This window comes from Corallococcus sp. AB030 (assembly GCF_003668965.1).
GTDB lineage: Bacteria > Myxococcota > Myxococcia > Myxococcales > Myxococcaceae > Corallococcus > Corallococcus exiguus.
The window spans coordinates 1-24,333 of sequence record NZ_RAWQ01000173.1 but is presented as its reverse complement, the minus strand read 5'-3'; the positions used below and the strand labels follow the sequence as shown (position 1 = coordinate 24,333).

General features: G+C 69.5%; 22 protein-coding genes. 10 read left to right on the top strand and 12 right to left on the bottom strand.

The window, feature by feature from the left end; genetic code table 11:
* Positions 1-138: 138 nt before the first annotated feature.
* Positions 139-651 carry a hypothetical protein gene (locus D7Y15_RS44355; RefSeq protein WP_120575846.1) on the top strand — a complete coding sequence of 171 codons (513 nt, stop codon included), beginning with the start codon at positions 139-141 and terminating at the stop codon, positions 649-651.
* On the opposite strand, the gene D7Y15_RS32115 is transcribed toward D7Y15_RS44355, so the two are convergent.
* The 3 genes from D7Y15_RS32115 to D7Y15_RS32100 all read right to left on the bottom strand — a co-directional run bounded on the left by D7Y15_RS32115 (position 632) and on the right by D7Y15_RS32100 (position 8,170).
* A complete protein-coding gene (locus tag D7Y15_RS32115; RefSeq protein WP_121754962.1) occupies positions 632-5,401 on the bottom strand; it encodes a hypothetical protein in 4,770 nt (1,589 codons plus the stop codon). The genes D7Y15_RS44355 and D7Y15_RS32115 overlap by 20 nt on opposite strands.
* Positions 5,402-5,576: 175 nt before the next feature.
* Positions 5,577-6,497, bottom strand: coding sequence for a CPBP family intramembrane glutamic endopeptidase (locus D7Y15_RS32110; protein WP_121754961.1), 921 nt, complete (start codon positions 6,495-6,497; stop codon positions 5,577-5,579).
* A gap of 737 nt (positions 6,498-7,234) precedes the next feature.
* On the bottom strand, positions 7,235-8,170 hold the full coding sequence (locus D7Y15_RS32100; protein ID WP_233605170.1) for an AraC family transcriptional regulator: 936 nt from the start codon (positions 8,168-8,170) through the stop codon (positions 7,235-7,237).
* 147 nt (positions 8,171-8,317) lie between these two features.
* On the opposite strand from D7Y15_RS32100, the gene D7Y15_RS32095 reads away from it, so the two are divergent.
* From D7Y15_RS32095 to D7Y15_RS32060, 7 genes are all read left to right on the top strand, one after another.
* On the top strand, positions 8,318-8,734 hold the full coding sequence (locus D7Y15_RS32095) for a DUF4267 domain-containing protein (protein WP_121754959.1): 417 nt from the start codon (positions 8,318-8,320) through the stop codon (positions 8,732-8,734).
* A gap of 69 nt (positions 8,735-8,803) precedes the next feature.
* On the top strand, positions 8,804-9,730 hold the full coding sequence (locus D7Y15_RS32090; RefSeq protein ID WP_158629158.1) for an MBL fold metallo-hydrolase: 927 nt from the start codon (positions 8,804-8,806) through the stop codon (positions 9,728-9,730).
* 435 nt (positions 9,731-10,165) lie between these two features.
* Positions 10,166-11,344, top strand: coding sequence for a serine hydrolase (locus D7Y15_RS32080; RefSeq protein WP_121754957.1), 1,179 nt, complete (start codon positions 10,166-10,168; stop codon positions 11,342-11,344).
* A 107-nt stretch (positions 11,345-11,451) separates the two neighbouring features.
* Entirely contained in the window at positions 11,452-11,898 is a 447-nt protein-coding gene (locus D7Y15_RS32075) for a Spy/CpxP family protein refolding chaperone (protein ID WP_120575853.1), read from the top strand.
* A gap of 101 nt (positions 11,899-11,999) precedes the next feature.
* The gene (locus tag D7Y15_RS32070) at positions 12,000-12,809 is read left to right on the top strand and encodes a hypothetical protein (RefSeq protein ID WP_120575854.1); all 810 of its coding nucleotides are present in this window, start codon (positions 12,000-12,002) and stop codon (positions 12,807-12,809) included.
* A complete protein-coding gene (locus D7Y15_RS32065) occupies positions 12,806-13,687 on the top strand; it encodes an aldo/keto reductase (RefSeq protein ID WP_121754956.1) in 882 nt (293 codons plus the stop codon). The genes D7Y15_RS32070 and D7Y15_RS32065 overlap by 4 nt, the downstream gene beginning before the upstream one ends.
* A 165-nt stretch (positions 13,688-13,852) precedes the next feature.
* On the top strand, positions 13,853-14,098 hold the full coding sequence (locus D7Y15_RS32060) for a FruA-associating protein, FapA (protein ID WP_120575856.1): 246 nt from the start codon (positions 13,853-13,855) through the stop codon (positions 14,096-14,098).
* Positions 14,099-14,133: 35 nt separating this feature from the next.
* On the opposite strand, the gene D7Y15_RS32055 is transcribed toward D7Y15_RS32060, so the two are convergent.
* The gene (locus D7Y15_RS32055; RefSeq protein ID WP_121754955.1) at positions 14,134-15,324 is read right to left on the bottom strand and encodes a substrate-binding domain-containing protein; all 1,191 of its coding nucleotides are present in this window, start codon (positions 15,322-15,324) and stop codon (positions 14,134-14,136) included.
* Positions 15,325-15,475: 151 nt separating this feature from the next.
* Here D7Y15_RS32055 and D7Y15_RS32050 point away from each other — a divergent pair, with 151 nt between their 5' ends.
* Positions 15,476-16,297: a hypothetical protein gene (locus D7Y15_RS32050; RefSeq protein WP_233596767.1), complete on the top strand. Its 822-nt coding sequence runs from the start codon at positions 15,476-15,478 to the stop codon at positions 16,295-16,297.
* 29 nt (positions 16,298-16,326) lie between these two features.
* On the opposite strand, the gene D7Y15_RS32045 is transcribed toward D7Y15_RS32050, so the two are convergent.
* From D7Y15_RS32045 to D7Y15_RS32010, 8 genes are all read right to left on the bottom strand, one after another.
* Complete coding sequence (locus tag D7Y15_RS32045; RefSeq protein WP_121754954.1) at positions 16,327-17,184, bottom strand: WGR domain-containing protein; 858 nt, start codon at positions 17,182-17,184, stop codon at positions 16,327-16,329.
* An 11-nt stretch (positions 17,185-17,195) separates the two neighbouring features.
* Positions 17,196-18,170 carry an NAD(P)-dependent oxidoreductase gene (locus D7Y15_RS32040; RefSeq protein WP_121754953.1) on the bottom strand — a complete coding sequence of 325 codons (975 nt, stop codon included), beginning with the start codon at positions 18,168-18,170 and terminating at the stop codon, positions 17,196-17,198.
* A gap of 74 nt (positions 18,171-18,244) precedes the next feature.
* Entirely contained in the window at positions 18,245-19,432 is a 1,188-nt protein-coding gene (gene eis / locus D7Y15_RS32035) for an enhanced intracellular survival protein Eis (protein WP_121754952.1), read from the bottom strand.
* A gap of 78 nt (positions 19,433-19,510) precedes the next feature.
* The gene (locus D7Y15_RS32030; protein WP_120577513.1) at positions 19,511-20,716 is read right to left on the bottom strand and encodes a P1 family peptidase; all 1,206 of its coding nucleotides are present in this window, start codon (positions 20,714-20,716) and stop codon (positions 19,511-19,513) included.
* 11 nt (positions 20,717-20,727) lie between these two features.
* On the bottom strand, positions 20,728-21,300 hold the full coding sequence (locus D7Y15_RS32025) for a DUF1629 domain-containing protein (protein ID WP_120577514.1): 573 nt from the start codon (positions 21,298-21,300) through the stop codon (positions 20,728-20,730).
* Between the two features lie 39 nt (positions 21,301-21,339).
* Entirely contained in the window at positions 21,340-21,912 is a 573-nt protein-coding gene (locus D7Y15_RS32020; RefSeq protein WP_120577515.1) for a DUF1629 domain-containing protein, read from the bottom strand.
* Positions 21,913-21,918: 6 nt separating this feature from the next.
* Positions 21,919-23,151, bottom strand: a complete 1,233-nt coding sequence (locus D7Y15_RS32015; RefSeq protein WP_120577516.1) for an AHH domain-containing protein — start codon at positions 23,149-23,151, stop codon at positions 21,919-21,921.
* 14 nt (positions 23,152-23,165) lie between these two features.
* Positions 23,166-23,534 carry a hypothetical protein gene (locus D7Y15_RS32010; protein ID WP_120577517.1) on the bottom strand — a complete coding sequence of 123 codons (369 nt, stop codon included), beginning with the start codon at positions 23,532-23,534 and terminating at the stop codon, positions 23,166-23,168.
* Between the two features lie 106 nt (positions 23,535-23,640).
* Here D7Y15_RS32010 and D7Y15_RS32005 point away from each other — a divergent pair, with 106 nt between their 5' ends.
* Entirely contained in the window at positions 23,641-24,213 is a 573-nt protein-coding gene (locus tag D7Y15_RS32005) for a dihydrofolate reductase family protein (RefSeq protein ID WP_120577518.1), read from the top strand.
* Positions 24,214-24,333: the final 120 nt, after the last annotated feature.

Genomic DNA, 24,333 nt, shown 5'->3' with positions numbered 1-24,333 from the left:
GCTCATGTCGGTGCACTCACCAGGGGTGCTCAGCTCTTCCTTTCCCTGCAAGCTCAACCCTGCCCACGGGGCTGGCGGCCGCTCGGCCTCCAGCACCTTTCTTCAGATAATTAGGGACACCCCCTAGGGTGCCGCGCCATGGCCATCATCATGGAAGGACTGACGAGCTGCCCCATCTGCGGCAGCACCGACTTGTCGAAGCCGTACACCGCGACATCCGGCGGGGCCTTCCCTGAAGGGGATGAGCTCTGGCGCTACTGCGACGCTCCGCTGCATCTCGAATGCCTGGCTCACTGGCCGCACCGTGAGCGGTTCTCCCGCGGCTATTTTGATCTCTGGAGAAATGAATCCATGAGCGGCCACGGAGGCCTGCTGGCGGAGGCGCCCAGGTGGCTCTTGCGCTGTGGTCCCGCGAAACCAGAAGCCGAGCCCTACTACGTGGAAGTCCACATCGCCGACTGGCCCATGAGGCTCTACTCGCGCTGGGCGCAGTGGCCGGACTACTCCGCGCAACAGTATCGCCAGGGGCTGATTGGAGAGGCGTTGGAGGCGGCGGACGAAGTCATGTCGGAGGTTCGCAAGATTGCTCCCGACCTGGAGTCCCTGCGGGCATTGAGGCAGCGGATGCTGTTCAAGCCAGCCTCGCCTTGAAGGCCCCGTCAGCGGACCTCTCCGGCACATCCTCCAGGCTGGAGATGACCCGCGCGAGCAGCGCGCGCCGGTCCGGGCGGGCATGGGCCAGCTCGCCTCGGAGGATGGGCAGCGCGGCCCCTCCCATGACGAGCAATCCATCCCAGGCCGCGCGCGCCACCGCATTGCGGCGGTCAGGCAGCAGCGCCGCCACCTCCGCCACCGCTGGCAGGTGCCCTCCGAACGTGAGCGTCCGGACGGCCCGGACGACGTGCCCGGCCTCCGCATCCTTGAGCAGCTCGCGGGTCAGCTCCAGGTACGGCTCCCGTGGCACCTGGACCTTCAGCAGCCGGTGCGCATGCAGGCGCACCGAGGGCTTCCGGTGGGTGAGCAGCCCCGTCAGTCGTTCGACGACGTGAGGCGCACGCCTGAGCACCATCCACTTCATCGCCTTCACTTCCGGCTCGGGGACATCCCAGGCCAGCGCCTCCAGCCTCCGCTCCACGTCGCGCATCAGCTCCGCAGGGAGCTTCTTTTCGAGCGACGGATCATCCAGGACGAGGAGCGCGAGCGCCGTGACGACCTCCGTCCGCAGCGCGGGCGTGGTGACCCGCGCGAGCAGCGCGCTCCGCACCTCCGGGCCCTGCCGTTCGAGCCCTCGCGACACCGCCGCCAGGGCCTGGGCGTCGTCCTTCTGGTTCGCGATTTCGATGAGCCCGTCCGCCAGGCGGAAGGCGTCTTCACGGCTCCCCCAGGAGGCGCGTCCCGCGAGGACCTGCAACGCCGCCTCGCGATGACCGTCGTCCTCGTGGACGATGCGCAAGAGCGCGTCCTCCAGCATCCGACCGTCGCGGCCCTGCGCGGGGTCCGCTCGCTGGAGCCACTCCAGGAAGTGCGTTCGCGCCAGGCCTCGCGCCTGGAGGAACATCGCCATCAACTCGGGTCCCCACACCGTGTTGCCCGGGAGGATTTCGAGCGCCGCGGAGTGGCCTTCTCGAAGCATCGGAAGGACGAAGGGCAGCACCCGGGCCGCCGGGAGCGAGCGCAGCCTGTCCGCCGCCATCGGCCCCGACCGACCCCGGCCCATCCGCCACACGTCCAGCAGAAGCAGGACCAGGGAGGGCAGCAGACTCCGCTTCGACCCGAGCCCGCCGAGCAACTCCAGCAGCGACTCCAACCAGGCTTCTCCTTCCAACTTCTCCGCATCGGAGCCCGGGGCTCCGAGGGAACCGAGCGTCGCGCGCAGTGCGTCCAGATCCTGTCGGTCCACGGCCCACGGAGGGATCCACCGGAGCGGCCGCGCCTCGCCGAGGATGTCGAGCAGGGATTTGAGGCGAGGCAGTCCCCGCACCCGCCAGAGCTGTCGCGCGGCCTGTCGGCGGACCTCGACGTGGGCATGGGACAACAGATCGACGAGCAGCGCCTCATCCTCCGCCGAAGTGGGTGTCCCCAGCGCCGCGAGCGCTGCGAGGGCGATCCCCCGTTCATGGTGGCGCGCGAGTCGCCGCAGGGCCGCGCGAGCCGCCTCCGTTCCGACCTCCGCCATCCACCGCACGAGCACTCCCGCTCGCGGAGACATCCCGGATCCGGCGGCGAGGGCAAGCTCCGCGAGCAGCGCATCCTCCGGCACGCGTGCGCCCCACTCATCGCGGACGAGCTCCAACAGGTCCCCGTGCGGCCCTCGCGCCGCCGCGGCCAGCACCTGGAGCGGCGGCACTTCTCGCAGCGCGTACGGCACGAGGAACCGCCGCACCGAAGGCCCGCGGGCCTGGGTCAGCGCCTCCATCAGCCCAGGGCCGGACAGGTCCCCCGCGAGGATGCGTCGCTCCGTCCCCCAGAGCGCCACGCGCTCGTCCGGGAGCGAGGAAGCCATCCGAGCCTCCTCCAGGGAAGGGACGGCCCCCAACCGGAACAGGACGCCAAGGGCCTCGTGAGGTTCGATGAGCTTCCCCGTCCATGCGCGTCGGACCTCCGCGAGCGCCCCCACCTGCTCGGGCTCGGACAGCCGTCCGGCGAGCGCCGTCAGCAGGCCCAGGGCCAGTCGCCGCAAGGAAGGCCTGGGGCTGTCCAGCAGGCCGCGAATCCCATCGAGGTGCCGCTTGAGGACGGCCGCTCGCGTGTCCGTGAGGGCCGCGCTGGCCACCGCCGCGAGCCGCTTCGTGAACTCCTCTTCCGCGGTTTCGAGCAGGGCCGCGTCCCCGGACGACAGCGCGTCATCCATCCACGCGAGGTCCGCATCCAGCCGCCGCTCCCGGAGCAGCCTCGCCTGCACGGGGTCGTCGGACGTGGCGGGAATCCACTGCGACAGGCCATGGCGCCGCAGCAGCACCTCCAGCGTCTCGCGCTCCGGCGACGAAAGCAGGAGGACTCCGCCATGGACCGCATCGTTCAGCACCTTCGCGGAGCGTGTCCCACGCCGCAGGAGTGACACGAGCGCATGGGGCGACAGCTCGCCGGAGAGCAGCTCGCACAGCAACTCCTGCTCACGAGGCGTGTCAGCGTCCTCGAGTGCATCGAGCACGGTCGCCACATGGCCCCGTCCGCAGGCCGCACGCAGCGCGCGGATGAGGGACTCGCGCAGGCCCGGGTTGTCGTGGCGCCGGAGCCAGCCCAGCATCAGCCCGATGGGCGGCGGCCAACCGGGGCCCGCGTTGACGAGCGCCTCGGCGGCGGTCTTCTTGATGTTCATGTTGGGGTGCGCGAGCCCCGCCGCGAGGAGCGGCACCGCCCACTCCACCTTGAACACCCCGAGGCCACTGAGCGCCTGTCGCAGGCGATAGATGTCCTCCGACCGCGCGAAGGGCACCAGCCAGGCCACGGCCCGCGAATCTCCGGAGTGCGCGAGGCACTCCAGCACGAGCTTCGGCACCTGCACGCCCTCATGGCGGAGCAAGCGCCGCAGCCGCCGCGCGAGCGCGGGATGCCTCCGGCCAACGAGCTGCCCCAGCACCCGTTCGAGCTGCGCGTCGCTCAGGTCCCGCCGCTGGAGCAGGTCGAGCAGACACTCCGTGAGGACCCGCGCGCCGGCTTCGTCTTCCGATACGGGGGCGGAGCGCCGGTCCGGGCGCACACGACCCCGAGCATGGAGCCCACGCCCCACCTGTGCGACGGCCTGCTGCGCCGCGGACCGGACATGCTCGTCCGCATCGAGCAACAGCTCCCCCAGCGGCACGAGTGCGCGCCGCCGGGCTTCATGGCCGAGCTGGCCGATGGCCTCGAGTCGCAGCGGATGCTGCGTCTGGAGCGCGATGCGGGAGACCTCGCAGAAGGACGCGTCGTCGTAGCCGGGCTGAAGGCTCGCGAGCACCTCACGGCTCGGCGCGGCCTCCACTGGCGAGGGCATGGACGCGGAGGTGTCTTCAAGCGCCGCCAGCAGGGCGTGCGCTTCGGAGCGCCAGGCGGAATCCGTCAGGCCTGGGTGGGCACGAAGGAACGCCACGGTGCGCGCGCCGCCCAGGTGGTGGAGCGCATCGAGGCAGGCCCAGGGTTCGGCATCGAAGCAGGCGAGGAGGTCCTCCTCGGCGGCGGCGTGTCCCTGGTGTCCAAGTGCCTCGATGACCTCCGGCCGGAGCGTGCGCGCTTCGGGCCGGACGAGCAGGGCGCGGAGCAGGTCGAACGCCTCCGGACCGTCCAGTTCGCGCAGGAGCGCGAGGTGCCGGGTGAAGTCCGCGTCCGTGGCGGACAACCGCCACAGCGGTTCGACGTACTCACGCTGCCGGAGACTTAACACCTCCGCGATGACCTCGGGCGTGATGGCCGGGTTGGAGAGGAACAGCTCGCGCACCCGGGGGACATCGTCCGGCTCGCACCGCACGCCCCGCCGGTAGAGCGTCTGGAGAAACCCCGCGCACGTGGGGCCGAAGAGGAGCGGATCCTCAAGTGAGAGGTGGAGCGACAGCCGCAACTCCGCATGGCTCGCGAAGGGTGCCAGCAGGGCCATGGCCTCGCGTCGCACCCGGAGCGATCGCCGGCCGTCCTCCAGCACGAGCCGCAGCGCGGCGGCGTCTCCTCGACGGGCAAGGATGCGCAGCGAAGCGAGGGCCAGTCGCTCCGAGCGCTCCAGCAGGCCCTGGAGCGAACCGAGGGGAGGCGCCAGGTCGGGCCTTGCCGCCCAGGGTTCAGCGAGCAGCTCCGCGGCCTGGAGCGCCACCCGCGCGTCCGGGGCTTCGAGCGCGCGGACCGCGACTGCCAGCGCATGCTTCACCGTGACGAGTCCCAGACCGAGCGCCCCGCCCAGGTGGCGAAGACCCTCGAGCTGGACCTCCGGGTCCAGGTGGCCGCACAGCGCGTCGACCAGCGCCTCCGCGTCAACCCCATCGGCTGGGGAGAGTCGCTGCACGGCATGCAACAGCAGTGCGCCACCCGGCAGGACGGCCAGCTTCGCGGGTTCACGAAGCATCTCCGTGACGAGCCACTCCGCCTCCGCGTCAACGGGGAGCGGCTCCGTTCCCTTCGCCAGCGACTTCAGCCTCGCCAGGGGAATCTCCTGCGGTAACAGCCGGGCCAGCCTGGCGAGGAGCACCTGCGACTCGGGAGCGCACGCGCCGAGGCCCGCCGGAAGCGCCTCCATCAGGGACACTGGCGTGTCACCGCCCTCCAGCCGTTCCAGGCGGCGCTTCAGGTGCAGCAGCGCCGCGTGGACCTCTTCCGGATCGGACGCGGCGAGCAGACCGCGAAGCTCCTCGGGGGCCAGCCGCTCGGTGAGGAGCCGCTGCGTGAGGAGCGCACGGCGACGACGCGGGGTGAGCTCGACCGGTTGGGGCTGAGGCATGGAACCCTTATAGGCGGACCGGGGAAAGCCCGGCACGCCCCAGGGGACGCCAGCCGTGCCCTGCCCTGACACCCACGGAGGGACGGCTCGTGCAGCTCTTCGACACGGTGGCGGATCCGGCGGAACTGCGCGACGTGGCCGGTGAGGCTCGCGGCGCAGTGGGGCCCTGAGGGGTTCAGGCCCCAGCGAGCACAGCGGGTTCTGGAGGCCTGACATCCATCCGCCGCAGCGCTGTCACGGTTCCCACGAACGCCAGTGAGCACACCACCAGCAAAGTCACGTGTACGGAGGCCGGTAGCTCCGTGGTGGACGGCGCATAGCGAGACAGCAGGAACGAGGTCAGGTTGTTGAAGACGTGGACGAAGATGGGCAGCCGCAGGCTTCCCGTGCGCTCCGCGAGCCAGCCCAGGAACAGGCCCATCATCAGGGCCATGGGGCTGTGGATGGGGTCGAAGTGCAGGATGCCAAAGAGCGTGGCGGCTCCCGCGATGCCAGCCGTGCGCCCCCAGCGCTCCACGAGCCGCGTCTGCACATAGCCCCGGAAGAAGAGTTCCTCCCCAGTGCCCGCGACCAGCGAGCCAAAGAACAGCAACGCCGCGAAGGTCGCGACAGAGCCCTGGCTCGCGGCCTGTAGCCCCCTCAGTGACGCCCCGGAATTCCACACGCCTGCGAGCACCGACAGGCTCTCCATGGCCTGCCCCATCGTGAAGCAGCCCACCAGCGCGGCCGCCCAGGCCCAAGGAGGTATCAGCGTTCCCGCGTCCAGGCGCAGCCGCTGCCTCAACGGCGTGGAGGACAAGAACCCGCCCAGGAGCGCAGCGACCAACCCAAAGCAACTGGACGTCATCACGGCCGCGACCATCAGCCAGGGCATCGACTTGAGCTGCTCAGTCAGGGCCTGGATGGCTACCGTGTCCTGGGGTTTCACTCCTGCGCGGAGCATCTCCATCGCCATCGCGATGCTGGCGGAAATGACGCCCCCGACGACGATTGCGGTCACCAGGAGCGCGAACGCAACCAGGACCGTCCACACGCGTGGCGGCGATGTGGGGACCGGCGAATGGGCGGTGGAGGACGGGTCGGAAGGTGAATCCATGGCGGCCGATGCTACCTCCCCACTTTGAGCGAGAGGAGAACGACCTCATCATGAGGAAATGCCAATCCCTGATCTCCAAGACGTCGCGAGGACTGATGCCGAGGCCAGGTTTCTGGAGGCGCTGCTCCATCTTCAACCGAATCTTGATGTGTGGCAGCACGAGAGCGCGGAGGGACATCCGTGGCTTATCGTGTCCATGGACTTCGTCGAGGACGGAGCAGTTCGCGACACACTGCGACTCGACTTCGACGGCCGAGCGATTCGTGGTGGCTGGAGTCGAAGTTTTCTAAATGGGGACGATGGGGTCCCGGCGCAAGACGCAGGCGTTGACGTTGGACCACCTGATGGAATCGAGATTGAACAGGGGGCTCCTGCGGAACTAGCAGCTGCTGCTGCCGCATGGTTCGCACTGCACGCCCGCCAGTGGGCAAGCAGTCCGAGGCGAGCCCGTTGGAACCTCTAGGTCAGAGCGAAGTCCGATGTTTTTGCACACGTCCGCCTATACGTCGACGTGACGCTCTACCGCCTCGGCACGAGCAACGATTCCACCACCGCGACGCGCGTGGCGGTGCTGCACACGGCCCCCCCAGAACGTGTGCCTGCCCGGCTCGGACCTCGCGACGAGCCGGTTCAAGCACTCGCTGCCTCATGGCCGCGTCAGCGTGCTCACCGGCATGTTCAGCCCGTAAACGCCGAAGTCCTGTGAAGCAGCGCCGAAGCCCCGCACGAACTCCGGTTCAGCCCTCACGAGCCTTGCGCCGGTACTCGCCGGGGGGCACTCCCATCTCCCGTCGAAAAGCCCGATTGAAGGCGAACTCGGACTCGTAACCCACGCGGCCCGCGATGGCCGCGAGCCCGTCCTGTCCGTCACGCAGCGCGTGCGCGGCCTCCTGCATCCGAAGCCGCGTGAGGTATTCATGCGGCGCCACGCCCACCTCGCTCGCGAAGCGCCGCGCGAGCGTCGCCCTGGATGTCCCCGAGCGCCGCGCCAGCTCGCTCACGGTCCAACTCCGCCCTGGCTCCGCGTGCATCCAGCCCAGGGCGCTGGCGAGCGTCCGGTCGCCGAGCGCTCCCAGCCAGCCCGCGCCGCCAGGCGGCTGCGCGTCCGCCCAGGCACGAAGCACCTGCACCAGCAGGATGTCGAGCAACCGGGAGACGATGACCGAGGCGCCCCGCTCTCCCCGCTCGTACTCCCGTTCGAGCAGCGACACCGTGGGCAACAGGGCACGCGCGTCCTCGGAAGCCCCCCTCAGGTGGACCCGCTCGGGAAGCAGCCGCAACACGGGATGCGCTCCCGGCTCGTCGAACGCGAAGAAGCCACAGAGCACCCGCGACTCCACGCCGGTCCCGCCCAGCACATACGAGGAAGCCCCGTCCCCACGTGTCGCCAGCCACTCCTCCACCCTCACCTTGGGGCTGCGGGGCGAGTCCGCCATGGCATGCCCGTCGCCGCGCGGCAGCAGCACGACATCCCCCGGCCCCAGCGCGACGGTGTCCCGCCCCTGCGTGAGGTGACAGGAGCCCGCGATGATCAGATGCAGGGCCGCCGTGGCCGTGGGTGCAAAACGCAGCCCCCAGGGGGCCCGCGCCACGGTGCGGCAGTAGAGCTGCCCTCGCAGACGGGTTCGCTCGAGGATCTGCCCCAGCAGGTCGGAAGCATGCGCGAGGTCCATGCCCTCAAGGCTAGCAGCGGGCTGCCCCCAGCGCTCACGCCCTGAGCGTTTCAGACAAAAGGTTGAGCCGTCCGAGAATGGCGGCTCCGAGGCCAGGCCGTCACATTCCCAGTCATGAACGACACCCGCTCTTCAGCTGGAGGCCTCATGAACCCGAATCCCTCACAGTTGCCCTGGAAGCTCACATCTCCCACGGCCTTGTTCACCTTGCTGCTGGGCGCCTTCATGCTGTTCCTCAGCCTCAATGCCGCGCGGGACCCGCTCAGCGCGGCCAGGGGCTTCGGTCTGCGCGACTCCGGGAGCGAGGTCATCCCCTGGCTGTACATCAAGGCGGGCAGGGACCTCGGCGTGGCACTGGCGATGTTCGCCCTGGTGGCCATCCGGCAGCGAAAGGCCGCGGGCGTCTTCGTGCTCGCATGCATGGTGATGCCCATCGTGGACGCGCTGACCGTGATGCATGGCGGTGCCTCGCTCGCCTTCGCGCTCGCGGTCCATGGAAGCGCGGCGGTCTACGGAGTCGTGCTGGCCGCCGCGCTGCTGCGCCCCCAGAAGGGCACCGCTTGATTCACCGCGGGTGCGCACACCGCGGAAATTTCACGCAGGGTGGCGGCGGGAGTCGGCAAGATGCCGGCCATGAAGAGAACCCTGTGGCGTCGCGCGGGCCTGACTGTCGCGGCCCTGCTGCTGGTGTTGGTCGTCGTCGCGGCCGTGGGACTGAGCGACGTGAACGTACCGGAGACCTCGCGCTTCGACGCCGACCTGGGCGCCATCCGGGCCCTGGCCGTCTCCACCGGCGCGCCGCTCCCCACCGGATTGCGCAGCCAGCGCGTGGGCCGGGCCTCCGGAGTGCCGCACGCGCTCGTGGTGGCCGGCAGCGGCTTCGGAGAGGCCACCTTCGACTTCTACGCGTACCAGGTCGTCTATGCCGACGGCCGCACGGTGCTGGTGGACGTCGTTAACGACGAGAAGACACAGCGGGCCCAGTTCCCTGGCTCGGAGTTCGACGCCGCGGCCTATACCCGGGTCCAGGAGGCGCTGCGCCGCGCGGACGCGACGGTCGTCACCCACGAGCACTTCGACCACTGCGCGGGCATCGCGCACTCGGCATACCTGGACGAGGTGGCGAGCAAGGTTCACCTCACGGACGAACAACTGCGCAGCCCGCTCGCGCAGGAAGCCGGCTTCACCGCGGAGCTGCGCGCCAGGCTCACTCCGCTCCAGTACGAGCGCCTGCACCTGCTGCGCCCCGGCGTGGTCCTCATCAAGGCCCCGGGCCACACGCCCGGCACCCAGCTGGTGTACGTGCGGCTCGTCGACGGGCGCGAGTTCCTGCTCGTCGGCGACGTGGCCTGGCACCAGGACAACATCCGGCTCCCGAGGATGCACCCGCGGCTCACCAACTGGCTGGGCGGCGAGGATCCACAGGCGATGGCACACCAACTGCGATGGCTGCACGACCTGCTGCGCACCGCGCCCGAGCTGCACCCGGTGGTGGCCCACGACGGCGCGCAGATGCAGGGCTACCAGCGCCGTGGGCTCATCCAGGACGGACTGCTCTGATCCATTGGCTTGGGGCTGAGGTCTGACGCCTCCATGCCACAGTGCCAACGAATGATGAGCGCCGCGGACTGCCTGGCCGAAGCGGAGCGGATCCAGCGGCTGCTGGCCGAGCAGTCAGCGCGTCATGGCCGCGCTGTCCCGTGGGTCGAGATCCGTCCGGGCAATCTCGATGCTTGCCACGAGGGTGCTCGCGACGACATCCGTCACCAGGAGAAGCACGAACGCGACCAGCACCGATCACACGTGCGGACGCGGCGACTCGGGGAGCGGAGGGCTGGTGGCGTAGGACGGCTCGGAAGGGAATCCAAGGCGGCCGAGGGTACCGCCCGTGTGGGCCACGCCGCGAATCCACCGCCTTGGAGCAATCGGCCGTGGCCGCACTCGTTGTACGGACGATAGGGTCTGCTTCATGTCTCGCGGATGGGAGCCCATTGCATGAAGAGGCTGCGCGCCTGGAGCCTGTGTGTGTTGCTTGCCAGCGGCTGTGCCACGACGTCCGCGGTCCGTGAATCGCCGCCCGTTCCCGACGTGGCCGCGCTGGATGCGGAAGCGGCTCGCGCGATGTCCGCGACCGGCGCGAAGGGGCTGGCCATCGCGGTCATCGACAACGGTCGTGTCGTCGCGACCCGGGCCTACGGCGCACGCGATGCGAAGGGCGAGCCGCTGCGCACGGACACGGTGATGTATGGCGCGTCCATCACCAAGACGGTCTTCGCGTACCTCGTGATGCAGTTGGCGGACGAGAAGCGCATCGACCTGGACACGTCCATCTCGAAGTACCTGGACAAGCCGCTGCCTGAATACCCGGACGAGGACCGCTATTCGACCTGGTCCCATCTGGCCGGGGATGAACGCTGGCGGGACATCTCGCCGCGCGTCCTGCTCACCCACAGCGCTGGCTTTGCCAACTTCGGGTTCCTCGAACCAGACGAGAGGCTGCGCATCCACTTCGCTCCGGGCAGCCGCTTTGCCTATTCAGGCGACGGCATCATCCTGATGCAGTTCGTGCTCGAACGCGGGCTCGGGCTGGACGTGGGTGCGGAGATGCAACGGCGCGTGTTCGACCGCTTCGGCATGCGCACGACCAGCATGACGTGGCGGCCGGACTTCGCACAGAACCTGGCTGACGGCTGGAAGGCCGACGGCGGTGTGGAGCCGCACGACGAACGCAGCAGGGTGCGCGCGGCCGGTTCCATGGACACCACCTTGGATGACCTGTCTCGCTTCGCGGCCGCGCTGGTGAGCGGCGAGGGACTGTCTCCGGAGAGCTTCGCCCGGATGACCTCTCCACAGTTGCCCATCACCACCCGGAGCCAGTTCCCTACCCTGCAGGACGAACTGCCGCCGGAGTCACGGCGCAAGGACCTGGCGGCAGGCCTTGGCGTGGTGGTGTTCGACGGTCCTCAGGGACGCGGGTTCTTCAAGAACGGCCATAACGACAGCACCGGCAATACTCTTGTGTGCCTGCCGCGTGGACGCCGCTGCGTGCTCATCCTGAGCAACGACGTCCGCGCCGAACCCGCCTATCCCCACCTCGTTCGCTTCGTGTTGGGCGAAGCCGGTGTGCCCTGGGATTGGGAGTACGGCGACATGGCGTTCTGGGATGGCCGCTGAGCCTTCACACTTCTTCACGCCCTGCTCAAATCACCGCAACCGACGGCTTCCATATTGGTTCCAGTCAAGCAGCGGGAAACAGCACCCCACTCCTGGAGCCACACGCCATGAAGAAGACGCTCGTCATCGCCGGTACCGCCGTCGTCGCCGTCACCCTGCTCACCGGCTTCGGCTGGGGCCGCCATCACCGCGGCACGCCCGACCCGGAGCGCATCAACCAGATGGTCACCTGGAAGCTGGACGACAAGCTGGATGACCTCAACGCCACCGAAGCGCAGCGCTCCTCCATCCACGCCGTGAAGGACCGCCTCCTCAACGAAGGCCAGTCGCTCATGGAGGGCCAGAAGGCCGCGCGCTCCGAGGCCGTGGCCCAGCTGGCGTCCGAAACGCCTGACTCCGCGAAGCTCCACGCCCTGGTGGACGCGCGCATCGACGCCGCTCGCGCCTTCGCCCACAAGGCCGTGGATGCCGTGCTCGAAGTCCACCGCACGCTCACTCCTGCCCAGCGCCAGGAGCTGGTCAGCGACTTCCGCGAGCGCACCGGAGAAAAGTAACCCCGCCCGTGTGGGTCTCACGGTGCGCTCGGAATGACACATTCCGTGTCCCACCGTGAACCTTCGTGGGCAGGGATGACGCGCGCGGTTATTGTCGGTCGGTGGATTACACCGACTACGCTCGACGCATCCGCTCCCACGCCTCCCTGGGGGAGCTCTCTGAATACGGCCAGGTGCATGAAGGGGGGCGCGACTATCCCCTCTTCCGCCTCATCGTCCCGGGCGACCGCTGGCTCGTCATCACGTCCGGCTTCCATGGGGAGGAGCCCGCCGGCCCGCTGACGCTCGCGAAGCACCTGCCGGACATCGTCGCGTACGCGAAGTCCAAGGGCGTGGGCCTGCGCGTCTACCCGTGCATCAATCCCTCCGGCTTCGAGGACGGCACCCGCTACAACCGCAGCGGCGAGAAGCCCAACAACGACTTCATGCGCTACGAGGTCGCTCCCGGCGAGTGGCGCGGCGAGCTCGTGGGTGACCCGTCCATCCTCCGCTGGGCCCTGTACGACGGCGGCCCCAAGGAGACGCGCGCGGTACGCACGGACCTGGCGCGCTTTCCCGCTCCGGACGCCGCGCTCGACATCCACCAGGACAACTACCTGGGCGGCGTCGCCACGTACGCGTATGTCTTCGGGGACAAGACCGCCTATCACTCCATGCAGGAGGCCGCCGCCGCGCATGCCACCGTGGTGAAGAGCCGCAAGGTGGATGACAACGCCTACGCGGACGAGCACGGCCTCATCGTCTTCCACGACGGCAGCGTCACCGATTGGTACATGCGCCAGGGCGTGCCGTACGCCGCCGCGCTGGAGACCACCACGCCCATGTCGCAGGACGCCTGTGACGCCGTGAACCTCATCTGGATCCGAGGCTTCATCGACCTGGCCGCGCGTGGAGAGGGTCCCACCCGATGATTCAACGCCCCCTGGGGAAGAGTGGTCTCACCGTGTCCGCGCTCGGCTTCGGCGCGGGGCCCGTGGGCAGTGAAGCGCTGAGCGACGCCGACGCGGAGGCGCTCCTCAACGGCGTGCTCGACGCGGGCATCACGCTCATCGACACCGCGCCCAGCTACGGCGTGTCCGAGGAGAGAATCGGCCGGATCCTCGGCGCTCGCCGCCGCGAGTTCGTGCTGTCCACCAAGTGCGGTTATGGCGTGCCCGGCGTGGAGGACTGGACGCCCGAGTGCATCACGCGCGGCGTGGACCTGGCCCTCCAGCGCCTGCGCACCGACGTGCTGGACGTGCTGCACTTCCACTCGTGTCCTCCGGACGTGCTCCACCGCCCGGGGCTCATCGAAGCGCTCACCCGCGCGGTGGAGGCGGGCAAGGTGCGCGCCGCCGCGTACTCGGGCGACAACGCGGGTTTGGACGCCGCGCTGGAGACGGGCGCGTTCGCCGTGGTGCAGACGTCCGTGAACCTCTTCGACCAGCGCTCGCTGGACCATGGCGTGGCCAAGGCCCAGGAGCGCGGCGTGGGCGTCATCGCCAAGCGGCCCCTGGCCAACGCGCCGTGGCGCTTTCCGGGGCGCCCCTACGCTCACGACGTGGGCGAGTACTGGGAACGGATGCAGCGCATGGCCCTCCAGAAGGACGGCCTGGACTGGCCGGAGCTGGCGCTGCGCTTCACCGCGTTCGCGCCGGGCGTGGCCACCTGCATCGTGGGCACTACGCGCCTGGACAACCTGCGCGCCAACGCTCGCACCCTGGAGCAGGGTCCCCTCCCCGAGCCCACCGTTCAGGCCATCCGGGACGCCTTCCGTCGCAATGACACCGGGTGGGACGGCGTCATCTGACGCAGCCCGCCAGTCTGACGTTCCGTCCTCCAGCGAAGATTTCAGCGTCGGCAACTGCTCACTATCGACGTTTGTCTCGTCCATCCGGGTCGGGTGCTCAGCCTGGGGGGCGTGGCAACCATCCGATCCATGAACGCGATGCCAGAGTCTGAGAAGGATGGAGAAATGGTGGAGCTGCACCCCACCTCGCTGGATTTGAACCAGGTGGATCCCACCCCGCAGGTGGCGAACTGGCTGCGCATGCGCGCGAGCCAGTGGCTCACCACGGCGCAGAGGGACTTCAACGCGGCCCTCTTCGCGCGCGACGGTTCGGAGGCGTCGTTCGATCGCTACTGCGATGCCCGCTCGGAGCTGGACTCCGCGGAGGCCTGGGCCCTGCGCGTCTCCGAGTTCGTGGCGCACGTGCGGTAGGTGCCGCGCGACGGTGTGCCGGTGCGTGGCTGCCTTCAGCGCCCCACGCCCATGCGCGTCCACAATTCCAACAGCGTGCGCAGCACGGACGCATCCGGCACGTCCGCCGCGGGCGGCACGTCCACGCGGACGCCGTGCGCCGCCAGCCGCGTGAAGGGGTTGTCCGCGTCCGGCGTCCTCAGCGGCACGGATGGATCCGCCGGCCGGAAGCCGAACGCCAGCGCCCGGGCCTGCACCTCCGGGCTGCGCAGGAAGGCCACCCACTCCAGCGCCGCCTCGCGCTGCTCGGGCGTCACCCAGTCCGCTTGCAGCACCGCCGCAGGATGGTCGCTCCACAGCGTCACCGGCGGATAGTCCACCCGCAGCGGCCCCCACCGGCCCTGGGCATGATCCAACTGCGCGATGGCCAGGCTCTCGTACACCAGCGCCAGGTCGTAGCGGGACGGCCCGTAGCGCACCAGGTCCGTCATGAACGTGCCCGTGGACGGCTCGAAGCGCGTCACGCCCCGCTCCAGTCCCTGGAGCCACGCCTGATAGCCCGGATCCAGCAGGTCCCCTTCCTTCACGCTCTCGCGCCGGCCCAGGTACTCCAGCGTCGCGGACAGGAGCGCCTGCAGGCCGGAGTTCGACTTCCGGGGGTCCGTGTGGCCCAGCTTCACGAAGCCCCACTCCGGCGGGCCGCCCACCGCGGGCCAGCCCCGGTCGCTCGCCACCGCGCGCTGGAGCGTCTTCCACGACAGGGCCGAGCCCCCGCCCGCCTTGCGCAACACCTCCATCCGGTCCTGCCAGCCCACGAACACCAGCGGCGTAATCACCAGCGGATGCGGCGCGGCGTCTCCCTCCGTGGCGAACAGCGGCCCGTGCGAGGCGTCCGTCGCCCAATCCGCCGCGAGCATGCGCAACTCCGCGCTGTCCGCCGGGCTCCACACCGTGGGCTTCTCCCGCCCTTCCAGGATGGCCTGCGCCGCCTCCAGCGAGCCCCGCCCCACCAGCGTCACCCGCACCCGGGGATGCGTCCGCTCGAACTCCGCGAGCGCCGCCTCCACCCACGCGCGCTTCTCCGTGCTGTAGAGGAACGTGATGTCCGTCACCCGCCGCCGCGACGGCAGCACGGTGGACTCCGGCTCCGGCGTCCCCTGCAGGGGCGCCATCGGGGCCGCCAGCAGGTAGAACACCCCCAGCAACGCGGCCAGCATGCCAATGACGAGGAGAGCCCGGGGCTTCATGCTCCCCCTCGTACCCCGGGTCGCGGTCCCGGAAAGCCCGCCGGTGCTTTTGTCACAACCCTGTCACTCACAGCCTCTCCCCTGGCCGCTCCCCTTCCAGGAACCATCCTGTCGGTTTGTTTGCCCTCATAGGACTGGCAGAATGGGCCGGATGACGACACTGGCACGAAGCATCGCGCTCCTGGGACTGGGAGCGGTGTTGGGGGGCTGCGCGGCGAAGCAGGCCCCGCCCGTCCAGCACTACGCGCTGGGCATGTCCCGGGCGGAGTATCGGGATTACACGGGGGCGAAGGCGAGCCCCTGCGACGCGGAGCCGCGCTGGTTCCAGGACGAGCTGACCGCGGTGAACGGCCTGTTGGCCCGCTTCGTCAAGGAGACGGACCAGGCCCTGGACCCGAAGGGGCTGGAGCACGCGAAGCACCTGGAGCTGCTGGAGGAGGGCCTGCGCACGCTGCCCCCGGTGCTGAAGGTGCACGAGGCCAACCTCCAGGCGCTGAAGACCTGCGACTTCCGGCGCGCGGGCGCGTTCCCGGACCTGGCCCGGCGCGGTGGGGAGCTGCTGACGGAGACGCGGGAGCGGATGGAGCTGGGGCCCCGGATTCAAGCGGCCGCGGCGCTGCGCGAGGCGCAGAAGCAGTGGCGCGAGCAGGGCGGGGAGCGCGAGGCGAAGGCGCGCGAGACGTGGTGCCCGAAGCCCGTGAAGGTGGGTCAGCCGGACGTGTTCTTCGCGCGCCTGTCGCCGGACGGGCGCACCGAGTGGTTCTTCTGCGACGGCCACGTGGTGGAGAAGTCCGCCGGCGGGGAGCCCACGCTGCTGAGCCCGGAGGGGCTGAGCAAGGCGGAGCGCCGCCGGGTGCAGTCGAAGAAGTACCTGGACGCGGCGCAGGCCTACCCCGAGGAGGAGATGGACCGCGAGCCCACGGCCGCCACCCTCCAGAAGCCCGCGGCGTCCGCGGCGGAAGGCGCGCCGTAGGCCAGGGCGTGACGCGCGGGCCTCCGGCGTCACGCTCCCAGCCGGGCGAGCCGCTTGGACAGGTGCGCGTCGCCGCCCGCGTCCACACCGCCCACGAAGGCGGCGAGCGACTGGCCCGCGCCAGACAGGTGGGCCTCCACGTGCGGCTTGAGCACGGTCCAGCGCTTCGTCCAGGCGTCCTCGGAGCCGTCGCGCAGGTCGGGGCGCTCGGAGAGGAGCGCCGTCACGCGCAGCGCCAGCTCCGGGTCGTTGAGCGTCCGCGCGGCGGCCACGCCCGCCGGCACCGAGCCCGCGGGCGCGGCCTTCCACATCTCCGCCGCGCGCTGGAAGGCCGTCACGTCCACCTGGGACAAAAGCCCCAACGCGTGGCGCACCGGCAAGCGTCCTTCCGCCTTGGGCCCCACCACGTGCGCCATCAGCGCGGTGAAGGGCGCGGCCAGGGCCGGGTGCGCCGAGGGGTCCACACCGCCCAGGGCGCGCAGCGCGTGGCGGGCCTTGCGCGCCAGCCGCGTCACCTTCCAGCTGGGCCCCTTGAGCTTCGACTGGAGCAGCGCGAGCGCGGACGCGGCGGCGGTCACGGCCTCGGGGCCCGGCGTGGCGGCGGCCACGCGGCGCGGCAGCACGAGCGCGGGAGGCGGCGGGGCGGCGGCCTTCGGGGGCGCCGCGGGCGGGGCCTCGCCGGTGGACACCTCGGCGTAGCCCTCGCGGACCTTCTCCGCGACCTTCTTGTTGTACTCGCGCAGGGCGGCTTCCTCGTCCGGGAAGGCCTTCTCCTTGCGCTGCCCCGCGGTGCCGATGCGGCCGTAGGTGACGATGAAGTTGGCGCCCTGGACCTCGGGCATCCAGAACTTGGAGCTGTTGCCGTCGACGAACTCGAACCTGCGCATGGACGCGGAGGTTACTCCACCTTCGTGGCCAGGGAGCGCAATCCCTCGTCCCGCGACACGCTGCCCGTATAGCCCAGCTCCAGCCGGGCCTTCTCGTCGCTCACGGTCACCTCCTGGCCCACGAGCAGCAGCTCCGTGCGGGACAGGGGCGGAGTGCTCTTGAGGCCCAGGATGTCCCAGACGAAGTCGCTGACCACGGCCACGGTCGCGGCCAGCGCGGTGGGCAGGGTCTTGTCGCCGGGCTCCACGCCCTGCGTCTTCAGGAGCGCGGTGACGAAGGCGCGGAACTCCACGGGCGGGCCGTCGGTGAGGAAGTACGCCTGACCGCCCTGCCCCTTCTCCGCGGCCAGCAACATGCCCTCCACCACGTTGGCCACGTGGCAGGTGGACGTCAGGTAGTGCCCGCCGCCAATCCAGCGGAAGCGCCCGGACTTCACCGCGGCGACCAGCGCGGGCAGCACGGTGGTGTCCCCTGGTCCCCAGACCATGCGGGGCCGCACGGCGACGGTGGTGAACTCCGGCGAGTTGACCTGGAGCACGAGCCGTTCAGCCTGGCCCTTGGTGGACGGGTACGGGCCCACGGGGCGCTCGGGCAGCGGGTGCGTTTCGTGGAGGTTCACCATGGGGCCGCCGTCCACGAGCACGGCCTCCGTGCTCACGTGCACGAAGCGCTTCACGCCGGCCGCGCGCGCCGCCTCCAGCACGGCCTCCGTGCCGCGCACGTTGGTTTCATAGAAGGCCGCGCGAGGGCCGGACATCTTCACGTGCGCGGCGGCGTGGAAGACGGTGTCGCAGCCCTCCATGCCCAGGCGCAGGCGCTCCGGGTCGGTGAGGTCGCCCTCCCACGGCTCGCCGCCCGCGGCCTGGATGGCCTGCGCGGCCTCTGGCGAACGGGCCAGCGCACGCGCCGGTTCGCCGCGCTTCGCGAGCGCCGCGAGCAGGTGCTTCCCGACGAACCCCGAGCCACCGGTGACGAACGCGCGCACGTGTGAAGCCTCCTCCGACCGAAGACGCCGCTCCTACCACTCCCCGCGCGGGCCGGGTAGCCCGCGCCTGTCCGTCAGAACATGTCGCGCAGCGAGGGGGCGGGGCCCGCGAACAGGGCGCTGGCGGTGTCGAGCGACGCGTCGTCCCCGGTCAGCATGCCGGCGAGTTGGAGCGCGCGGGGCGAGAGGAAGCCGGTGTAGAGCGGCGCCAGGGCGCGCACGTGCAGCTTGAGGCGGCCCTCGCCGCCGGGCCGGACGCGGGCGGTGCCTCCCTCCACCTCCAGCACGAAGCGCCCCGTGTTCTCCGGGAGGAGGTCGTCCTCCACGTCCAGATGGAGCGCGCCGGACAGGCCGGGAGCGAAGCCGCGTGCCTCCAGGGCGCGGGGAACATCCAGCAGGCGCGTCATCCAGTGCATGGAGAGCTTCACCTGGTAGGTCTGTTCACGCAGCAGCGCGAGGAGCGGCTCGTCCGCGCCGCCGAACCACATCACGTCCCGCGCCAGCGAGCGGTGGTCGCCCAGGAAGCGCAGGAGCCGTCGCGCGGCGGCGGGCGTGGTGGCGGTGAAGTCCGTGAGCTTGAGGACCTGCGTGGGCACGGCGCCTTGTGGCGAGAGGCCCCGCACGAGGTACACGTAGCCCTCCACGCCGGACGTGCCCTCCACGACGTAGCCGTAGGCGGTGTCGTTGCGGGGCGTGCGCACGCGCCGCCAGATGTAGTCGCCCCGGTCCAACCAGCCGTGGTGCTGGGAGGCGAAGCGCCGGTAGCACGCCTCCACCGCCGCGGCGTCGGACGGGCGCATGGGGCGAAGGGACAGCGAGCGCTCCCTCAGCTCCAGCGAGGCCGCTTCGACGTGGATTTCGTAGCGCGCGCCGGAGACCTCGTAGCCCACGCGCCGGTAGAGCGGTTGGGTCGCGGGGTAGAGGACGGAGAGGGGAGCGCCTTCGTCGCGCATCTCGCGCAGGAAGTGATGGAAGAGGCGCGTGGCGGCGCCGGCGCCCCGGTGCGCGGGAGCGACGCCCACGCCGCCCACGCCGATGAGGGGCACCGAGCGGCCGCCCAGGAACTGGCCCATGCGGATGAGGGTGAGCGTGGCGGCCACTTCGCCGTTCACGCGCAGGATGCGCAGCAAGGACTCGGAGAAGTTCTTGCGCACCACGGTGTCGGAGTCCGCGAGCGGCATGGCGAACGCCTGCGCGGTGATGTCCGCGATGGCGGCCAGTTCCTGCTCATCCTTCGGCGCTCCGTAGTCGTCCGTCTCCATCCCGCATCCCCTTGCTGGCGTCAGGCGGCGCAGCATGGCGCAGCGGATGGAGCGCGGGAAGGCCGGGCGGATCCGCTGTCACTTCGTGGGCTTCGGGGCTGGCGGCAGGCGTCCGTACTTCCGCAGGGACTTCACGAGCCGGTCCGAGGGCAGGCCGTGGACGCGGACGTTCTGGAATCCGGTCATCGTGTCGGAGGCGAGCATCGAGTTGAGGATGGCCTCCTGGGTGGCCTGCACGGTGGCTTCGAAGAGGGGGGACATCCGCTCGTTGTCGAGCATGGAGACCGGAGCGACCTCCGTGGCGCTCACGGGCTGGGTGGAGAACGCGAGGAAGATGTCGCCGGAGAAGTTCTCCCCCAGGCCGCCCATCTTCCCAATCGCGAGAGGCACGCGCCGGGCCACGCGGTCGAGCTGGTGCGGAAGGAGCGGTGCGTCGGTGGCCACCACGATGATGATGGAGCCCATGCCTTCCGGAGGCGGCGGGCCGGCGCTGGCTCGCTTCGAGCAAGGCGGCAGGTTGGCGCGGTAGGGGCCTTTGGGAGGAGTGTCTCCGAAGTAGCAGGAGCGCAGGTCGGGAATCTCTTCGCCCACGGGAGCGCCCGCGACGGAGAAGAGGCGACGGCTGCCGTAGTTGCACTGCACGAGCACGCCGAGGGTGTAGCCGCCCTGCTCTGCCGGGAGCTTGCGGGAGGCCGTGCCGATACCGCCCTTGAAGCCATGGCAGATCATGCCCGTGCCGCCGCCCACGGAGCCCTCCTCGACAGGCCCCGGGCGCGCGGCGTCAAGCGCTTGCATGGCGTGCAGGGGCCGGACGTGAAAGCCATCGATGTCGTGCAGGAAGCCGTCCCAGGTCTCCGCGACCACGGGCAGGCCCAGCTCCCAGGTGAGGTCGCGTTTCTGGGCCCAGGCGATGACGCCCTCGTGCACGGCGCCCACGGCGTGGGTGTCGCTGATCATCACGGGGCCGGAGAGCAGGCCGGACTCCTTCACCCAATGGGTGCCGGTCATCTCACCGCTGCCGTTGAGGTCATAGGTCGCGGCGAAGACGGGTTGGGCCACGGCCTCGCGGCCCCGGGGCAGCACGGCGGTGACGCCAGTCCGGACCTGTGCGCCGGTGTTCAGCGTGACGTGGCCCACTTCAACGCCCTTCACGTCGGTGATGGCATTAAGCGCACCGGGATGTCCGCCAAAGGGAATGCCCAGGTCACTGGACCGCGGGCGGGCGGTGCTTGTGATTGGCAGGAGGCACAGCAGGCCCAGGAGGACGGCGGGACGAAGTTCCATGGGCAAGGGTTCTACACTTCGACGAACTGTCCTCCCACGATGCCGGTCTGTTCCAGAGCGGACTTGAGTTCTCCATCGACGATGAGCGCGGGCCGCCATCCCCACAGACGAAACACCCGTTCGTCAGCGACTCTTGTCTTGTCGATACGTAACCCAGCGATGGCCAGATACTGGCCCACCTTCTCGGGTTGCCCGTTCTCTGGCTTCCAGAGTTGGACCTCTTCACTCGCCACTTCATCAACGCAGCGGACCGTACGCGTTGCGACCAAGAGGAAATAGGGCTCGGTTTGGCCCTCGACCTGCACGGGGAAAAGCTGCACGTCGTTGGGGGCCAGCGCGCGAAAAACTTCTGCGGTCCGAGTACTGAGAACGGGCGTGACCCCTACGCCCGCGGACGTGAAGTCCAGGGGCTTCCCAGGACGGGATAGCGGAATACGCAGTGGGCCTGGGTCGGGAATGGAAGTCCCGCGCGTGAATACCCAAGGGTTATCCAGTGGCTGACCGTCGAGGTGAGTCGGTGTCTTGAAGTACCACCGCCCCGGTACGTACACATCAACATCCAGGTCGAAGAACCGTCGCTCCATTGCGTCTGCACCTCACGGATCCGACAAGACCACCTGGTTCTACACTTCGACGAACTGTCCGCCCACGATGCCGGTCTGCTCCAGGGCGTCCTTGAGTTGTCCATCCAGGATGATGGGCAACAGATAGCCCCAGGGTCGGAAGACGGCGGCATTGCCCACCTTCGAGGTGTCAATGCGCAAGCCGGAAACGACATGGTACTCCCCTACCTTGTCGGGACGTCCATCCTCGGGCGTCCAGAGCCGAGCCTCTTCACAGGCGGCATCGTCGATGCAGCGGATCACGCGCATCACATTGAGCAGGTAGAAGGGCTCGGTCCGGCCCTGGACTTCCACCGGGAAGAGCTGCACGTCATTCGGGGCCAACTCGCGGAACACGGATGCGATGCGCCCACTGACAATGGGCGTCCCAGCCACCGTCGTCTTGTCGAAGTCCAACGACCGCCCGGGCCGAGACAGTGGCACACGAAGCGGTCCGGGGTCCGTGACGGTCTTCCCGGACACGAACGCCCAGATGTCTGGAACCGGTTTCCCATCCAGGTCAGTGGGCTCCCGCAGATACCAGCGGCCCGGGGCATCAATGTCGAAGTCGAGCTCGAAGAAGTGTCGCGGCATGATGACTCACCCCTGGGGATTCTTCGTGATGAGCTTCCGCAGCTTGGTCCCAGCAGTCACGAGCTCTTTCGCGATCTTCGCCAATTCGTCAACCAATGCGGCACGGCACTGCCCGGCGTCCTGGCATCCCTGCATTGCACGCCGGAGCCGGCGCAGAACCTCTGCGTGGTACTCGCGGGGATGCGGCCCCCGATGCCCCTGGATGCGCACCTGATTCGCGGCGTCGGAGAGTTTCATTCCAGCGGTCTGGAAGAGGTCTTCGAAGACGGGTGTCCAGGGGCCACCTGACTGCTCCGACACCTCGTTCTTATCCGTGCAGATGTGATGAACATCTCCCTCCGGGTCCCCCTGAATCCCTCCGCCACCGGGCCCCATGGCCACGGCAGCCACTGCGGTGGGCGCCAATGTGACGTTGAGCACTCCCGCCGACGACACAGAGATGGACCGCACCTCACCGGCCAGTGCGCGAGATAGCAGGAACCCACCCTCCACCTCCGCCCTCAGCGCTGCCTGAGGGAAGCCCGGCATCCGAGGCGCCTGCGCGGCCATCGCGTTCCTGCCACCGAGCGCCGTCATCGCGACGATGACCAACACCCGGGCCCCGTTGTCCCCAAGCACGCGCCCGAAGCGATGCCCCGCCTCCTTCAGAGCAGCCTCGTCCCGGGCGTCCCGCGACTCGTCCATGAGCCGCAAGAAGGCCTGCCCCATGTTCCACACAGGCCCCGTGCCCAGATACGCGATGAGCGAAGCCGTCAGAACCACCGCGACCAGCTTGGTGACAGGCTCCGGTGCGACCAGCATCACCATCGCGGTGCCAATCATCGCCGTGACCATGGTCCGCAGCGCGGCGGGATTCATCAGGTCCTCCACCGCGTCCGCCACCCCTTCCCAAACCGTATCGAGCGCGAAGGAGAGCGCCATGCTCCTCCGCGCCATCGGGTCCAGGGGAAAGTCATCGCTCAAGCGGAGCACGTGCCGACCTTGAGCGCCCGCGACGATGCCTCCCGCCGACGCGAGCAGGGAGCGTCGGCCGTCCTCCCGGACCGCGACATCCAGCTTCAGCTCAAGCACGAGCTGCGTGACCGCGTCCCTGAACGCATCCTCGTCAATGCGCACCGGCTTCGTTTCCACCGGCGAATAGGCGATGGGCCTGCCCCGCCCCGTGTCGAGGTTCACCACGCGCGTCGTCGCGCAGCCTGCCGTCAGACACAGCAGCACGGCCATTGCCCAGAGCTTCATGTGCCCTCCACGGCTCACGGATCCGACGAGACCACCCGCTCCGGCTCCAGGACTTCCCGCGTCCGAGCCCCACGCTCGATGTAGCCCGCGCCGCCTCGCAGCTCCCGGCCGTCCTCCAACACGGCGACGAGGCGGTACGACGACTCACCTCGGACGGGATAGGTCAGGGCCACGGTGTCCCCCTTGCCCATGGCGCGGTAGAGGACCTGGCCGTGGTCATGCTCAATGCGCACCTCCCGCACGTCCTGGCCGGTGCGGTTCTCCACGCGCACTTCAATCCCCGCTCGCGCGGGCCCCGTGTCGTGCAACCACAGCGCGACCCCGGCGATGACCGTCAGGACCGAACCCAGCACCATTCCTCCCAGCATCCACAGGATCCGCATGGCACTCCCTCCTCTGTGATTGCCGTGCAGGCAACCGACGCCGCCGTTCTAACAGGTGCGTCCGCCCGCCCGGTGCTAAGCCCTGACTTCAGGAGGAAGCACGCCCATGCGGAAACTGACCTATTACGTCGCCACCTCGCTCGATGGCTTCATCGCCTCGCCCACCGGCGCGTACGACTTCTTCAGCACGGAGCAGGAGTACTTCGACGCCATCGCCGCCGAATACCCGGAGACGCTCCCCGCCGCCTATCGCGCCTTCAAGGGCATCACCGGTCCGGGCAAGCACTTCGACACCGTGCTGGAGGGCCGCAACACCTACCAGGTCGGCCTGGACGCGGGCGTCACCAACGCGTACCCGCACCTGGAACACCACGTCTTCTCCCGCACCCTCACGAAGAGCCCCGACCCCGGCGTCAACCTCTCCAGCACGCCGCTCGCCACCGTGCGCGAGCTGAAGGCCCGCGACGGCCTGGGCATCTGGCTGTGCGGCGGCGGCGCGCTCGCGGCCGAGCTGCTTCCCGAAATCGATGCGTTCATCATCAAGGTCAACCCCGTCATCGTCGGCCAGGGCATCCGCCTGGTCGAAGCGGGCTTCGCGCCCCACCGCTTGAAGCTCACGGGCACACGCACGCTCGACTGCGGCGTCGTCTTCCTGAGCTACGAGCACCTCAAGCCCTAGGGGGTGTCCCTAATTATCTGAAGAAAGGTGCTGGAGGCCGAGCGGCCGCCAGCCCCGTGGGCAGGGTTGAGCTTGCAGGGAAAGGAAGAGCTGAGCACCCCTGGTGAGTGCACCGACATG

What these genes read in the sequence shown, in the direction of transcription:
- D7Y15_RS32095 (WP_121754959.1), top strand. Translation starts at nt 8,318, where the DNA reads ATGAACCCGAATCCCTCACAGTTGCCCTGGAAGCTCACATCTCCCACG.
- D7Y15_RS32115 (WP_121754962.1), bottom strand. Translation starts at nt 5,401, where the DNA reads ATGCCTCAGCCCCAACCGGTCGAGCTCACCCCGCGTCGTCGCCGTGCG.
- D7Y15_RS44355 (WP_120575846.1), top strand. Translation starts at nt 139, where the DNA reads ATGGCCATCATCATGGAAGGACTGACGAGCTGCCCCATCTGCGGCAGC.
- D7Y15_RS32090 (WP_158629158.1), top strand. Translation starts at nt 8,804, where the DNA reads ATGAAGAGAACCCTGTGGCGTCGCGCGGGCCTGACTGTCGCGGCCCTG.
- D7Y15_RS32030 (WP_120577513.1), bottom strand. Translation starts at nt 20,716, where the DNA reads ATGGAACTTCGTCCCGCCGTCCTCCTGGGCCTGCTGTGCCTCCTGCCA.
- D7Y15_RS32080 (WP_121754957.1), top strand. Translation starts at nt 10,166, where the DNA reads ATGAAGAGGCTGCGCGCCTGGAGCCTGTGTGTGTTGCTTGCCAGCGGC.
- D7Y15_RS32010 (WP_120577517.1), bottom strand. Translation starts at nt 23,534, where the DNA reads ATGCGGATCCTGTGGATGCTGGGAGGAATGGTGCTGGGTTCGGTCCTG.
- D7Y15_RS32015 (WP_120577516.1), bottom strand. Translation starts at nt 23,151, where the DNA reads ATGAAGCTCTGGGCAATGGCCGTGCTGCTGTGTCTGACGGCAGGCTGC.
- D7Y15_RS32065 (WP_121754956.1), top strand. Translation starts at nt 12,806, where the DNA reads ATGATTCAACGCCCCCTGGGGAAGAGTGGTCTCACCGTGTCCGCGCTC.
- D7Y15_RS32050 (WP_233596767.1), top strand. Translation starts at nt 15,476, where the DNA reads ATGACGACACTGGCACGAAGCATCGCGCTCCTGGGACTGGGAGCGGTG.
- eis (WP_121754952.1), bottom strand. Translation starts at nt 19,432, where the DNA reads ATGGAGACGGACGACTACGGAGCGCCGAAGGATGAGCAGGAACTGGCC.
- D7Y15_RS32110 (WP_121754961.1), bottom strand. Translation starts at nt 6,497, where the DNA reads ATGGATTCACCTTCCGACCCGTCCTCCACCGCCCATTCGCCGGTCCCC.
- D7Y15_RS32060 (WP_120575856.1), top strand. Translation starts at nt 13,853, where the DNA reads ATGGTGGAGCTGCACCCCACCTCGCTGGATTTGAACCAGGTGGATCCC.
- D7Y15_RS32005 (WP_120577518.1), top strand. Translation starts at nt 23,641, where the DNA reads ATGCGGAAACTGACCTATTACGTCGCCACCTCGCTCGATGGCTTCATC.
- D7Y15_RS32020 (WP_120577515.1), bottom strand. Translation starts at nt 21,912, where the DNA reads ATGCCGCGACACTTCTTCGAGCTCGACTTCGACATTGATGCCCCGGGC.
- D7Y15_RS32100 (WP_233605170.1), bottom strand. Translation starts at nt 8,170, where the DNA reads ATGGACCTCGCGCATGCTTCCGACCTGCTGGGGCAGATCCTCGAGCGA.
- D7Y15_RS32045 (WP_121754954.1), bottom strand. Translation starts at nt 17,184, where the DNA reads ATGCGCAGGTTCGAGTTCGTCGACGGCAACAGCTCCAAGTTCTGGATG.
- D7Y15_RS32055 (WP_121754955.1), bottom strand. Translation starts at nt 15,324, where the DNA reads ATGAAGCCCCGGGCTCTCCTCGTCATTGGCATGCTGGCCGCGTTGCTG.
- D7Y15_RS32075 (WP_120575853.1), top strand. Translation starts at nt 11,452, where the DNA reads ATGAAGAAGACGCTCGTCATCGCCGGTACCGCCGTCGTCGCCGTCACC.
- D7Y15_RS32025 (WP_120577514.1), bottom strand. Translation starts at nt 21,300, where the DNA reads ATGGAGCGACGGTTCTTCGACCTGGATGTTGATGTGTACGTACCGGGG.